Raw genomic sequence first — 13,210 nt, 5'->3', positions numbered from 1 at the left:
GGCATGGTCTGGCCGTCGGTCGGCGCGGGCGTCGTTTGCGCCATGACCGGGGCGGCGAGCAACGCCGTGGCGGCCAGCAGGATGAACTTCATCGCAAGATCTCCTCTTCGAATCTCATGCGTCACTATCTGTCAACGCCTGCGCTGAACGTCCCAATGCGGCCTTTTCTCCATCGTTTCGCGGGCGATTCTATCCGGTCGGCGGATCGGTCGCGTGCCCGAGCCGTCATGACGTCGCATCCGCTCCGAGCCCGGGCTCCGGAGCGGACGCGGCGGGAGGCCTTTGCCTAGGCTCCTGAATCGAGCGAATAGCCCGCCGAGCGGACGGTGCGGATCAGGTCGGGGCGGTTGCCGATGTTGATCGCCTTGCGCAGCCGGCGGATATGGACGTCGACGGTGCGGCTCTCGATGTCGCTGTCATGGCCCCAGACCGCGTCGAGCAGCCGTTCGCGGCTGAACACCCAGCCGGGATGTTCGAGGAAATGCTTGAGCAGCCGGAATTCGGTCGGCCCGAGCGGCACCACCTCACCCGAACGGCGCACCTTGTGGCCGACCGTATCCATCTCGATGTCGTCATAAGTCAGTGCCTCGCCGGCGAGCGCCGGGCGGACGCGGCGCAGCACCGCGCTGACGCGGGCGACGAGCTCGCGCGGGGAAAAGGGCTTGGTGACGTAATCGTCCGCGCCGGTTTCCAGCCCGCGGATCCGGTCCTCCTCCTCGCCGCGCGCGGTGAGCATGATGATCGGCACGTTCTGCGTCTCGGTCATCCGGCGCAGGCGGCGGCAGACCTCGATCCCCGACAGGCCCTCGACCATCCAGTCGAGCAGCACGATATCGGGCGCCTTCTCCTTGGCGAGCAGCAAGGCCTCCTCGCCGTCGGCGGTGTGCGCGACGTCGAAATCCTCGCGCTTGAAATGATAGATCAGGAGTTCGGCGAGGGCGGCATCGTCCTCGACCAGCAACATGGAAGCGCGGGCCATCTGGGTTCAGTCCTTGTCCGGGCCGCCGCGGTCGCGGTCGGCCATCTGGGTGCCGGTTGCAGCGAAATAGACCATTTCGGCGACGTTGGTCGCGTGGTCGCCGATCCTCTCCAGGTTCTTGGCGACGAACAGCAGGTGGGCGACCTGGCTGATCGTGCGCGGATTCTCGACCATGTAGGTGACGAGGGTGCGGAAGATGCTGTCGTAGAAATCGTCCAGCGCGGCGTCGCTCTGCACGACGCGCACCGCCGCCTCGGCATCCCGCGCGGCGAAGGCGTCGAGCGCGTGGCGGACCATGTCGCTCGCCATCCGCGCCATCGACGGCAGCAGCGAGATCGGCTCGATGCGATGCTCGCCTTCGATTAACGGCACGCGCTTGGCGATGTTCTTGGCGTAGTCGCCGATCCGTTCGACCACCGCGGCGATCTTGAGAGCGGCGACGACCTCGCGCAGGTCGACCGCCATCGGCGCGCGCAGCGCGATGATGCGGACCGCGAGCCGCTCGACCTCCGCCTCGATCGCGTCGATCGCCTTGTCGTCGGCGCGCACCCTTGCGGCGAGCGCGGGATCGGGGCGGGCGAGCGCCTGCATCGCCTGCGCGATCGCATCCTCGGCGAGACCGCCCATCTGCGAGATCATGCCCCGTAGCTGGCCGATGTCGGCGTCGAACGCCTTGACGGTATGGTCCAATGGCATGTCCGTGTCCTCAGCCGTAGCGACCGGTGATGTAATCGCGGGTGCGCTCCTCCCGCGGATTGGTGAAGATGTCGCTGGTCGCCCCGAATTCGACCAGCCGGCCGAGATGGAAGAAGGCGGTGTTCTGCGAGACGCGCGCCGCCTGCTGCATGTTGTGCGTAACGATGACGATCGCGTAGCGGCCCTTGAGCTCGTGGATCAGCTCCTCGATCCGCGCGGTGGCGATCGGATCGAGCGCGCTGCACGGTTCGTCCATCAGGATCACCTCGGGGTCGACGGCGATCGCGCGGGCGATGCACAGCCGCTGCTGCTGGCCGCCCGACAGTGCGGTGCCGCTGTCCGACAGCCGGTCCTTGACCTCGTCCCACAGGCCGGCGCGCAGCAGCGACTGTTCGACCAGCGCGTCGAGATCGGCGCGCGCGGTGGCGAGGCCGTGGATGCGCGGGCCGTAGGCGACGTTCTCATAGATCGACTTGGGGAAGGGATTGGGCTTCTGGAACACCATGCCGACGCGCGCGCGCAGCTGCACCACGTCCATGCCGCTCGCATAGATGTCCTCGCCGTCGAGCAGGATCTCGCCGGTGACACGGGCGGAGGCGACGGTGTCGTTCATCCGGTTGAGCGTGCGCAGGAAGGTCGACTTGCCGCAGCCCGACGGGCCGATGAAGGCGAGCACGGTATCGCGGTCGACGTCGATCGAGACGTGATCGATCGCCTGTTTGGCGCCGTAGAAGACGCTGACGTCGCGGGCGGAAATCTTGGGGGTCACCAGCGGGTCTCGAACCGGTTGCGGAGATAGATGGCGATGCCGTTCATCGCCAGCAGCACGACGAGCAGCACGATGATCGCGGCGCTGGTCTTTTCGATGAAGCCACGGTCGATATCGTCGGACCACAGGAAGATCTGCACCGGCAGCACCGTCGCCGGATCGGTCAGCCGGCCCGGCGGCGAGGCGATGAAGGCGCGCATGCCGATCATCAGCAGCGGCGCGGTTTCGCCGAGCGCGCGCGCCATGCCGATGATCGTGCCGGTGAGGATGCCGGGCAGCGCCAGCGGCAGGACGTGATCGAACACCACCTGCACCGGCGACGCGCCGACCGCGAGCGCGGCGTCGCGGATCGACGGCGGCACCGCCTTGATCGCGTTGCGCCCGGTGATGACGATCACCGGCATCGTCATCAGCGCGAGGGTCAGGCCGCCGACCAGGGGCGCCGAGCGCGGCAGGTGGAAGGTGCCGAGGAAAACAGCGAGGCCGAGCAGGCCGAAGATGATCGACGGCACAGCGGCGAGATTGTTGATCGACACCTCGATCAGGTCGGTCCAGCGGTTGCGCGGCGCATATTCCTCCAGATAGAGCGCGGCGAGCACGCCGATCGGGAAGGCGAGCGCCAGCGTCACCGCCATCGTCAGCAGCGATCCCTTGAGCGCCCCCCAGATGCCGACCCGCGTCGAATCGGTCGAATCGGCGGCGGTGAGGAAACCGCCGCTCCAGCCGATGCCGAGCAGCCCGCGTGCGTCGAGCGTCGCCACCATCGCCTCCGCCGCCGGCGTGCCGTCGTGCTTGGCGGCGACGTCGATCGCGCTGGCGGCAGGGACGGCGATGGTGAAGCGGCGGTGGAGCAGGGCGGGATCGCGCTTGATCGCGTCGCGCACCACCAGCCACGCACCATCCGAGATCAGCGCATCGCCGCCCGGCCCGAGCGTCCGCACCGCGGCGCGATCGACCAGCGCGTCGAGCCCCGCGCCGGCGAGCGCGAGATCGGCGCCGCGGCCGCGCAGCTGCGCGGGCGTCACCGGCAGCGGTGCGGCGGCGAGATCGATCGGCAGCGTGATGCGCGTCTGGCGGAATCCGCTCGTCCCCTGCCACACCATGCTGGCGAGCAGCCAGGCGAGGAACGCGGCCGACAGCCATACGGCAGCGAGCCCGGCGAGGCGGAAGCGCCGCTCGGCGGCATAGCGCCGCCGCGTCCGGCGGGCGACCGCCGCCGCGGTCCAGTCGGTGGGCTGGCGCGGGTTATTCATACGCCTCCCGATAGCGTTTGACGACGCTGAGCGCGACGACGTTGAGCGCCAGCGTGATGACGAACAGCGTCAGGCCCAGCGCGAAGGCGGCGAGCGTCTTGGCGCTGTCGAACTCCGCCTCGCCGGTCAGCAGGTCGACGATCTGCTTGGTGACGGTGGTGGTGCTGGCGAAGGGATTGGCGGTCAGCGTCGCGACGCCGCTCGCCGCCATCACGACGATCATCGTCTCGCCGATCGCGCGGCTGACCGCGAGCAGGATGCCGCCGACGACGCCGGGCAGCGCCGCGGGCAGGATGACGCGGCGGATCGTCTCCGACGGGGTCGCGCCCATCGCCAGGCTGCCGTCGCGCATCGCGGCCGGCACCGCGGCGATCGAATCATCGGCCATCGACGACACGAAGGGGATGATCATGATCCCCATCACCGCGCCCGCGGCGAGCGCGCTTTCCGACGAGGCATTGGCGATGCCGAGCGCGACGCCGACCTCGCGCACCGCCGGCGCGACGGTGAGCGCGGCGAAATAGCCGTAGACGACGGTCGGCACGCCGGCGAGCATCTCGATCACCGGCTTGAGCCAGGCGCGCGTCGCGGCATGGGCATATTGGGTCAGGTAGATGGCGCTCATCAGCCCGAACGGGATCGCCACCGCCATCGCGATCACCGCACCGATGAAGAAGGTGCCCCAGAACAGCGGCACCGCGCCGAGGCTCGCGCCCAGATCGCGCGGGTCGATCACCTGCGGGCTCCAGTGCGTGCCGAACAGGAAATCGCCGATCGGCACGATGCGGAAGAAGCGGCTCGATTCGTAGAGCAGGGAGGCGACGATGCCGACGGTGGTGAGGATCGCGATCAGCGACGCGGCGAGCAGCAGCAGCATGACGACGCGCTCGACCTGCGTGCGCGCGGCGAAATCGGGGCGGACGCGGGTGAAGGCGAGGCCGCCGCCGGCGAAGGCGAGCAGCAGCGCCACCGCGGTGGCGATCCAGTCGTAGCGGGTCTGCGCCGCGGCATAAGCGGGGGCAAGCTGCGCGGCGAGATCGTGGAACGCGCCATGGCTGCGCCCGGCGCCGAGCGCGCGCGCCTCCGACAGGATCGACGCGCGCTCGAAGCCGGGCGGCGGCAGCGCGGCGGCGGCGGGGGTGGCGAGCACCGTGTCGGTGACCAGCGCCGGCGCGGTCAGGCTCCACACCGCGAGGAAGACGAGCGGCGGCACCAGCGCGCAGATCGCGACGAAATAGCCGTAATGGACGGGCAATGCGGTGAAGCGCGCATGGCCCGGCGGCCGGAACGTCGCCGCGCGCATCCGCGCCGCCAGCCAGCCGATCAGCGCGAGCCCGAAGACGATGATCGCGAGCGCGAGCGGGGTCATCGCACGGCCCCCGACGCAAGCGCGTCCATGCCCGCGCTTGCGCACGATGGCGGACTCACCCAAAGCACCGCCCCGGCGGAGGCCGGGGGCCAGTTGGGCAACCGTCGTTGTCTTCCAAGAAGCTCCGCCCAGCTGGACCCCGGCCTCCGCCGGGGTGGTGTAACGGGAGGAAGGGCGACGATCCTTCCAAGGAATACGCGAAGGCAGGCGCTCGATCGCCACACGATCCGCCGGCCTGCCTGGCTCTGGATTCCCGCCTGCGCTGGAATACGGGTGCTCGCGACATCGTCGCTCCGACCTTCACGGTGCTCCCGCGGAAGCGGGAACCCAAGGTCGAGCAGCGCTACGCCTGCACCCTGCCGTTCGCGAAAGCGCAAGACCGCGCCCCCTCTCACAGCGGCAGCTCCGCCGGATCGAGCGGGATCGTCTGCGCGATCACCGCGGCGGCGCGCGCGCGTACCGCGGGCGGGGCGGCGATCAGGCCGCGGCGGACGAGCGGGCCGTCCGGTCCCCAGGCGACGGCATAAGCGGCGAGGAAGTCGCGCAGGCCGGGAATGGCGCGCAGGTGCGCGACCTTGACGTAGAGATAGAGCGGCCGCGAGCCGGGATAGGCGCCGGCGGCGATCGTCGCATAGCTCGGCGACACGCCGTTGATCGCGACGCCGTTCACCGTGCCGGCATTCTGTTCGAGATAGCTGTAGCCGAACACGCCGATCGCCTGCGGATTGGCGGACAGCTTCTGGACGATGAGATTGTCGTTCTCGCCGGCGTCGACATAGGCGCCGTCCTCGCGGACCCGCGTGCACAAGGCGGCGTGCGCGGCGGGATCGCGCTGCGCGAGCCGGCGCGCGCGCGGATCGATCGCCTCGCAGCCGCGAGTCAGGATCAGTTCGGCGAGCGCGTCGCGCGTCCCGCTGGTCGCGGGCGGGCCATAGACCTGGATCGGCGTCGCCGGCAGCGCCGGATTGACGTCGCGCCAGACGCGCGCGCGATTGGGCTGGCCGAGCGGCGTCGCGGCGAGCGCGCGATACAGGTCGGAGGGGGTCAGCTGCATTCCCGGTCCGGTCTTCGCCTCGGCGAAGGCGATGCCGTCGATGCCGATCTGCACCTCCATCAGCGCGCCGACGCCATGCGTGGCGCAGGCGGCATATTCGCTGCGCTTCATCCGTCGCGAGGCGTCCTCGATATCGGGATGCGCGGCGCCGAGGCCGGCGCAGAACAGCCGCATGCCCGCGCCGGTGCCGGTCGATTCGATCACCGGGGCCTTGGCGTCGGGATGGTTGGCGACATAGGTTTCGGCGACGAGCGTGGTGAAGGGATAGACGGTCGACGATCCGACCGCGGTAATCTGGTCGCGGGCACCGCCGCCGCCGCCGTTCGCCTGATCCTGGCAGCCGCCGAGGACGAGCGCCCCGGCAAGCAGCGGACCAAGAAAAAAACTGCGCATCGATTCCCCGCGAACGGCCCCCGTGCCGCTACATCCGCCTGTGTGACGGTTTCGTTACCCTTTGATGACAGCGCCCGCGTCGGCCGCCGCCGGCGGCAACATGACGGTGACGCTGGTGCCGACGCCGACCTTGCTGACGATGTCGAGCCGCCCGCGGTGCCGCTCGACGATATGCTTGACGATGGCGAGGCCGAGCCCGGTGCCGCCGACGCTGCGACTGCGACCCGGATCGACGCGGTAGAAGCGTTCGGTGAGCCGCGGGATATGCTGCGGTGCGATCCCTTCGCCCTCGTCGGTGACGGCGAGGCGCAGCAATCCCGATGGATCGCGGCCGAGCGTCGCGGTCACCGGCGTGCCGGCGCGGCCGTATTTCATCGCATTGCCGATCAGATTGTGGATCAGCTGCGACAATTGCGCCTCGTCGCCGACCACCTCGGGCAGATCGACGTCGATCGTGACATGGACGTCCTGCGCCCGCGGACTATGCGCGGCGGCGATCTCCGCGGCGACGTCCTCGAGCAATTCGCTGAGCGAGACGCGCTCGTCGGGCATGCGGTATTTCTCCGCCTCGATCCGGCTGAGCGAGATGAGATCCTCGACCAGCCGCTGCATCCGCCGCGCCTCGGAAAACATCACGTCGAGGAAGCGGCGGCGCAGGCCGGGATCCTCGCCCGCCTCCTCGTTGAGCGTCTCGATGAAGCCGAGGATCGAGGCGAGCGGAGTGCGCAATTCGTGGCTGGCGTTGGCGACGAAGTCGACGCGCATCTTCTCCGCAGCGTAATTGCCCGACTGGTCGACGAGATGGACGATGCGCGCGCCGTCCGCGGTCTCGCCGGTGCGCATCTCCCAGCGCTGGTCGGGGCTGCCGAGCCCGACCAGCTCGACCGGGCGGCCGGGCAGCGGCGCGGTCGAGCTCAGCCGGTCGGCGGCGGCGGGATGGCGGATCGCGACGCGCACGTCCTCGCCGACGATATGCCGCCCGAGCAGCCCGCGGGCGGTGGTGTTGGCGCAGGTGACGACGCCGCCGCGGACGAGCAGCACCGGCTCGGCGATGACGTCGAGCACTTCGCCGAGCAGCAGATTGGCGTCCGGCCCGGCGGTGCGCGTCGTCGCGATCCCCTGGTCGCCGCGCCCCATCGCCGCGAGCGCGGCGGCGATCGCGCCGACCAGCGCGATGCCGGCGCCGTCGGGCCGCCCGTCGACCAGCAACACCCCCGCCGCGGTGCCGCAGGCGATGCCGAACGCACCGCTGAACCGTTGGACGAATCGGGAAGCCATGAGCGACTCGCTAGCCGAGCTTGGCGGCGGCGGGGAGGGGGTGTGTGCGGCGCTTCTGCGGGGCGCCTTTTCGTGCCCGATCCGAGCTCGCCTTGCCGACTGCGTCACCCCGGACGGGGTCCCGGGTCCACCGTGCCGCAAAATCAACGCCTTGTACTTCTGCGAGACCACGCCAGTGCTCCTACGCACGCAGGAGCCCAGGGTTGGAAAGGGTCTCAGTCGTTGCTCTGTTTGACCCTGGGTTCCTGCTTTCGCAGGAACACTTTGACGTCGAGCTACGACGTCCACTTACACGAAGCACGCGCTCCTGCGGGATCCGACGCCGACCGAGCGGATCCGTTCGCCGGGCCTCACCCGACCCGCCAAATCCTTACCCGTCCCGCAACCGTACATTGCTCGCGCTTGCCAGTGGTTAGCGAATGTGAAAAGCAGTGGCGCTAGCGGGGTGGCATGACTGACGAGACGCCGGACGACGGCCCTATGCAAGCGCAGGCGCAGCCGGACGAGGCCGGCGTGGCGAGCCGGCGGCGCGTGCTGATGCTCGGCGCGGTGACCGCGGGCGCGGTGGTGTCGATCCGTCCGGCGCTGGCGCAGACCGCGGGATCGGTGATGACCTGCGAGATCCCGGTGCCCGATCTCGGCCGCGCCGGCCAGTTCATCGATGCCGAGGGCAATGTCGTCCCGTCCGGCACCAAGGGGGCGTTCCCGCCGGTGGCGCGCCCGTTCAAGGGCGAGGAGGTCAAGCGCGCGCTCCGCGGCGCCCAGCTGCCGGGGACGACCTATGAGAGCAGCCGCGCCTATGTGAATTACATCCGCCGGCTGCAGCGGGGGCAGGGGGGCTTCACCTGCTTCGCCTCGCTGCAGATGCCGCGCGGCTGAGCCATGCGCTACCGCGCCCCGGATGCCGCGGCGCTGCTGACCGCGGAGCTCGACGCGTTCACCGCGATCTTCCACCGCCCGTCGGGGATCACGCATCTGCTCGCCAGCCCGGCGCGCGAGATCCTCGCGCTGCTCGGCGAGGAGCCGCTCGACGGCGACATGCTGCTGGCGCGGCTCGCCGACCGCTACGACGTCGCCGATGCGACGCGCGACGCGCTCGCCGCGCGGCTCGACGAGCTGGTCGTCGCGGGGTTGGTCGAGCCGCTATGAGGCACCAGTTCACCGTCCGCATCGGCCCGATCGGCTTCCGCGTCGGCAGCGACTGGGCCGCGCCGATCGCGGCGTTGCAGGACCTCTACCGCTATTACCCCTCGCCCAATCTGCCCGACTTCACGGTGCGGCTGGAGGCGACCCACTGGTGGCGGCGCTGGCTGCGGCCGTCGATCCGCATCGGCGGCGATTACATGCTGCCCGAGGCGGCGCCGCTGCCGCTCGGCTTCGGGCTGCTCGCGGCCGAGATGGCGATGAACCTGCAACTGGCGCTCGGCGGTCGACGTTACCTGTTGCTCCACGCCGCCTGCGTCGCGCGCGATGGCGAGGCGCTGCTGCTCACCGGCGAATCGGGGGCGGGCAAGTCGACGCTGGCGACGCTGCTCGCGGCGCGCGGCTGGCGCTTCCTCAGCGACGAATTCGCGCTGATCGATCCCGAGACGGGGCTGGTCCATCCGTTCCCACGGCTGATCAGCCTCAAGAATGCCGCCATCGCCACCGCGATCGCCGCACGGCCGGATGCCAAGCTCGGACCCTTGCTGGTCGGCACGCCGAAGGGCGACATCCGCCATATGGTGCCCGATGCGCTTGCGGTCGGCGCGATGGACGAGCCGGCGCGGCCGGCGCTACTGCTCTATCCGCGCCACGGCTTCGCCGCCGAGAAGCGCGGCGTGCCGCCGGCCGAATCGTTCGTCCGGCTGACCCAGGCCTCGACCAATTACGTCGCGATGGGCGAGGCGGGGTTCACCGCGCTGACCCGGCTGGTGCGCGCGGTGCCGGCCCAGGCGATCGACTATCCCGACGGCGCCACCGCGATCGACCAGGTGGAGGCGCTGTGGCGGACGCGCTGATCCTCGCCCGTGCGCTCGCCGATCCGCAGTCGCTGGCGCTCGATACCGACTGGATCGGGCTGATCACCACCGCGCGGGCGGAGCAATTGCTCGGCACGCTCGCCTATCGGCTCGACGGATTGCCCTTGCCCGAGGATGTCGCGCTGCTGCTCGCCGATGCGCGTGCCTCGGCGGAGAACGGGCGCCGCGCCGCCCTGTGGGAGGCGGAGATGGCGCGGCGGGCGCTGGCGCCGCTCGATTGTCCGGTGGTGCTGCTCAAGGGCACCGCCTTCGTCGCCGCCGGGTCGCTCGCCGGGCGCGGGCGGTCGATCGGCGATTGCGACATCCTCGTGCCGCGCGCGGCGCTCGACCGGGTCGAGGCGGCGCTGCTCGCCGCCGGGTGGGAATGGGTCAAGCCCGACCCTTATGACGATGCCTATTACCGGCGCTGGATGCACGAGCTGCCGCCGCTGATCCACCGGACGCGCGACCGGATGATCGACGTCCACCATACCATCCTGCCGCCGACCGCGCGCATCACCCCCGACGCGGCGGCGCTGCTCGCCGACGCCGAGCCGCTCGGCAACGGTCTGTCGGTGCTGTCGCCGCGTGATCTGATCGTCCACGCCGCGGCGCATCTGTTCGCGGACGGCGACCTTGCCGGCGGGCTGCGCAACCTGTGGGACATCCACTGCCTGATCGACGATCACGGCAGCGACGGCCTCGCCGCACGCGCCGCACATCATGGTCTCACCCGCGAGACGGCACGGGCGCTGCGGCTGTGCCACCGGCTGTTCGATACGCCGGTCGCGCCGGAGCATCGCGATCTCAGGGGCGGCGACGCGCTCTACCTGCGCCGGGTGCTGGCGCGTGACGACTGGGGTCGGCCGATCCGCCCGGCGACCCGCTTCGCCTTCTACGTCCGCTCGCACTGGCTGCGCATGCCGCCGGCGATGCTCGCGCGGCATCTGTGGACCAAGTGGCGGCGTTGAATTGATTCACGCGGAGGCGCGGAGGCGATGCGCTCGTGGCGCCGCAGGCTCTCCAATCCGTCCCTTTTGATCCGAGCTGCCGCATCCCCGACCGCGACCTCTCCGCGCCTCCGCGCCTCCGCGTGAAAAAAGGAGCGTGATCGGGGCCTTCGCTATTCGGATGCGAATCCGCACATGTCCCGCCGGCAGGGTGACTCACGCGAAAACGCAAAGATGTCGCATGCGTAGCACCGCAGGCTTTCGCCTCCCGCCGATGCTTCAGCGCTGCCGCGCCCCTGAGCGCAACACCTTCGCGTCTTCGCGTCTTCGCGCGATTACCGTGGCGGCGAGGCGAGCCGTTCCAATGTCGGCACCAGCTCGGCATAGCCGTCGATCACCGCATCCGCGCCGAGCGCGTCCACCGGCTGCGTCAGGAAGCCGAACGCGCAGGCGATCGTCGGCAGCCCCGCCGCCTGACCGGCGCGGATGTCGAACAGCGAATCGCCGACGAACGCCGCGGTGCCGCCGCCGCAGCGCGCCAGCATCTCGTAGATCGGCTTGGGGCTCGGCTTGGCATTGCCCGGCCCCATCGTATCGCCGCCGATGATGCAGGCGAACCGCGCCGTCAGGCCGAGCGCGTCGAGCAGCTTGCGCGCCAGCGCCTCGAGCTTGTTGGTCACCACCGCGATCCGTGCGCCGCGCGCCGCCAGCGTGTCGAGCGCCGCGATCATGCCGGGAAAGGGGCGGGTCAGATCGGCGATATGCGCCTCGTAATGATCGAGCAGCAGCCGGTGCAACCGGTCGAGCGTCGCTTCGTCGCAGCCGCCGGTCGCCGCCATGCCCTGTGCCAGCATCGCGCGCGCGCCGCCGCCGATCATCGGCCGCACCGCCTCGACGCTCAGCGCCGGACGGCCGACCGAGGCGAGCGCGTGATTGACCGCGGCGGCAAGGTCGCCGCTGGTGTCGAGCAGCGTTCCGTCGAGGTCGAAGCCGACGATGTCGAACGGCGCGGCGGGCGAGGGGCGGGATGAAATCGGCGTCATGCCCGCGCGGCGGTGACGCGTCGCTCTGGAAATGGCAAGCCTTCCGTGGCAGTCGCTGCGCATGACCCAAGCTCTCGCCGTCATCATCCTCGCCGCCGGCAAGGGTACGCGGATGCAGTCCGATCTGCACAAGGTGCTCCACCCGATCGCCGGGCGGCCGATGCTGCTCCACCTGATCGATAGTCTCAACCGCGCCGGCGCGACGCGGCGCGTCGTCGTCGTCGGCGCCTCGGGCGAGCAGGTCGAGGCGGCGGTGGCGAGCACCGGGGTCGAGATCGCCTGGCAGCGCGAGCAGCTCGGCACCGCGCATGCCGCCCTGCAGGCCAAGGCGGCGCTCGACGGGTTCGACGGCATCGCGATCGTCTGTTTCGGCGATACGCCGCTGCTCGCCAGCGACACCGTCGCGCGGCTGGCGGCGCGGCTCGAGGCGCCGGACGCGCCGACCGTCGCGGTGCTCGGCTTCCGCCCCGCCGATGCGCGCGCCTATGGCCGGATCATCGCGGCGAGCGACGGCACGATCCGCAAGATGGTCGAATATAAGGACGCGAGTCCCGCCGAACGCGCCGTCGACCTGTGCAATTCGGGCGTCACCGCGGTGCGCACGCGCGACCTGTGGCGGCTGCTCGAATCGGTCGGCAACGACAATGCCGCGGGCGAATATTATCTGCCCGACGTCGTCATGCTGGCGATCGCCGAGGGTGGCCGCGCGGTGTGCATCGAGACCGGCGAGGTCGAGGTCGCCGGCATCAACAGCCGCGGCGAACTCGCCGCGGTCGAGGCGGGCTGGCAGGCGGAGCGCCGCGCGCAGGCGATGGCGGCGGGCGCGACGCTGATCGCGCCCGAGACGGTGTGGTTCGCGCACGACACCGTCATCGGCCGCGACGTGGTGATCGAGCCGCATGTCGTCTTCGGCCCCGGCGTCAGCATCGCCGACGGCGCGACGATCCACGCCTTCAGCCATGTCGAGGGCGCCTCGGTCGGCCCGAAGGCGGAGGTCGGCCCCTATGCGCGGCTGCGCCCCGGCGCGGTGCTCGGCGCCAAGGCCAAGGTCGGCAATTTCGTCGAGATCAAGAAGGCGACGGTCGGCGAGGGTGCCAAGGTCAACCACCTGTCCTATGTCGGCGATGCGAGCATCGGCGCCGCCGCCAACATCGGCGCCGGGACGATCACCTGCAATTACGACGGCTTCTTCAAGTATAAGACGCAGATCGGCGCGGGCGCGTTCATCGGGTCGAATTCGGCGCTGGTCGCGCCGGTGGCGATCGGCGACGGCGCGATCGTCGCGGCGGGATCGGTGGTGACGCAGGATGTCGAGGCCGGGGCGCTGGCGCTCGTCCGCCCGCCGCAGGTCGCCAAGCCCGGCTGGGCGACGCGCTTCCGCGCGATGATGGCGGCGCGCAAGGGTGGTGGGTGATATCACTGCGTG

At 70.4% G+C, this 13,210-nt stretch carries 13 protein-coding genes; 5 read left to right on the top strand and 8 right to left on the bottom strand.

Translation table 11 applies throughout. From position 1 onward, the window contains the following. Positions 1-286: 286 nt before the first annotated feature. From phoB to BW41_RS12115, 7 genes are all read right to left on the bottom strand, one after another. The gene (gene phoB, locus BW41_RS12145) at positions 287-979 is read right to left on the bottom strand and encodes a phosphate regulon transcriptional regulator PhoB (protein WP_037534719.1); all 693 of its coding nucleotides are present in this window, start codon (positions 977-979) and stop codon (positions 287-289) included. 6 nt (positions 980-985) lie between these two features. After that, entirely contained in the window at positions 986-1,675 is a 690-nt protein-coding gene (gene phoU, locus BW41_RS12140) for a phosphate signaling complex protein PhoU (RefSeq protein ID WP_037534717.1), read from the bottom strand. A gap of 10 nt (positions 1,676-1,685) precedes the next feature. Then, complete coding sequence (gene pstB, locus BW41_RS12135) at positions 1,686-2,447, bottom strand: phosphate ABC transporter ATP-binding protein PstB (protein ID WP_443026779.1); 762 nt, start codon at positions 2,445-2,447, stop codon at positions 1,686-1,688. Beyond that, positions 2,441-3,697 (bottom strand): phosphate ABC transporter permease PstA, encoded by a 1,257-nt coding sequence (gene pstA / locus BW41_RS12130; RefSeq protein ID WP_051583460.1) that lies wholly within the window; start codon positions 3,695-3,697, stop codon positions 2,441-2,443. The genes pstB and pstA overlap by 7 nt, the downstream gene beginning before the upstream one ends. Further along, positions 3,690-5,066, bottom strand: a complete 1,377-nt coding sequence (gene pstC / locus BW41_RS12125; protein WP_037534712.1) for a phosphate ABC transporter permease subunit PstC — start codon at positions 5,064-5,066, stop codon at positions 3,690-3,692. The genes pstA and pstC overlap by 8 nt, the downstream gene beginning before the upstream one ends. Positions 5,067-5,457: 391 nt before the next feature. Further along, positions 5,458-6,513, bottom strand: coding sequence for a substrate-binding domain-containing protein (locus BW41_RS12120; RefSeq protein ID WP_037534710.1), 1,056 nt, complete (start codon positions 6,511-6,513; stop codon positions 5,458-5,460). Between the two features lie 54 nt (positions 6,514-6,567). Next, on the bottom strand, positions 6,568-7,791 hold the full coding sequence (locus tag BW41_RS12115; RefSeq protein WP_037534708.1) for an ATP-binding protein: 1,224 nt from the start codon (positions 7,789-7,791) through the stop codon (positions 6,568-6,570). Between the two features lie 450 nt (positions 7,792-8,241). Between BW41_RS12115 and BW41_RS12110 the strand changes: the two genes are divergently transcribed. From BW41_RS12110 to BW41_RS21825, 4 genes are read left to right on the top strand one after another with little or no spacing between them, the layout of a single operon-like run. Beyond that, positions 8,242-8,670 carry a hypothetical protein gene (locus BW41_RS12110; RefSeq protein WP_037534707.1) on the top strand — a complete coding sequence of 143 codons (429 nt, stop codon included), beginning with the start codon at positions 8,242-8,244 and terminating at the stop codon, positions 8,668-8,670. Between the two features lie 3 nt (positions 8,671-8,673). After that, positions 8,674-8,940, top strand: a complete 267-nt coding sequence (locus tag BW41_RS12105; RefSeq protein WP_037534705.1) for an HPr-rel-A system PqqD family peptide chaperone — start codon at positions 8,674-8,676, stop codon at positions 8,938-8,940. After that, positions 8,937-9,791: an HprK-related kinase A gene (locus BW41_RS21830; RefSeq protein WP_037534703.1), complete on the top strand. Its 855-nt coding sequence runs from the start codon at positions 8,937-8,939 to the stop codon at positions 9,789-9,791. The genes BW41_RS12105 and BW41_RS21830 overlap by 4 nt, the downstream gene beginning before the upstream one ends. Then, positions 9,776-10,762: a nucleotidyltransferase domain-containing protein gene (locus BW41_RS21825; protein WP_037534702.1), complete on the top strand. Its 987-nt coding sequence runs from the start codon at positions 9,776-9,778 to the stop codon at positions 10,760-10,762. The genes BW41_RS21830 and BW41_RS21825 overlap by 16 nt, the downstream gene beginning before the upstream one ends. 314 nt (positions 10,763-11,076) lie before the next feature. Here BW41_RS21825 and BW41_RS12090 read toward each other — a convergent pair whose 3' ends face one another. Further along, positions 11,077-11,784: an HAD family hydrolase gene (locus BW41_RS12090; RefSeq protein WP_037534700.1), complete on the bottom strand. Its 708-nt coding sequence runs from the start codon at positions 11,782-11,784 to the stop codon at positions 11,077-11,079. A 61-nt stretch (positions 11,785-11,845) separates the two neighbouring features. Here BW41_RS12090 and glmU point away from each other — a divergent pair, with 61 nt between their 5' ends. After that, the gene (glmU, locus tag BW41_RS12085) at positions 11,846-13,198 is read left to right on the top strand and encodes a bifunctional UDP-N-acetylglucosamine diphosphorylase/glucosamine-1-phosphate N-acetyltransferase GlmU (RefSeq protein WP_037534788.1); all 1,353 of its coding nucleotides are present in this window, start codon (positions 11,846-11,848) and stop codon (positions 13,196-13,198) included. Positions 13,199-13,210 lie beyond the last annotated feature (12 nt).

The sequence above is a fragment of the Sphingomonas sp. RIT328 genome, assembly GCF_000632225.1.
Lineage (GTDB): Bacteria > Pseudomonadota > Alphaproteobacteria > Sphingomonadales > Sphingomonadaceae > Sphingomonas > Sphingomonas kyungheensis.
The sequence above is the reverse complement of the archived record's forward strand: the minus strand, read 5'-3'. Positions and strand labels throughout refer to the sequence as shown.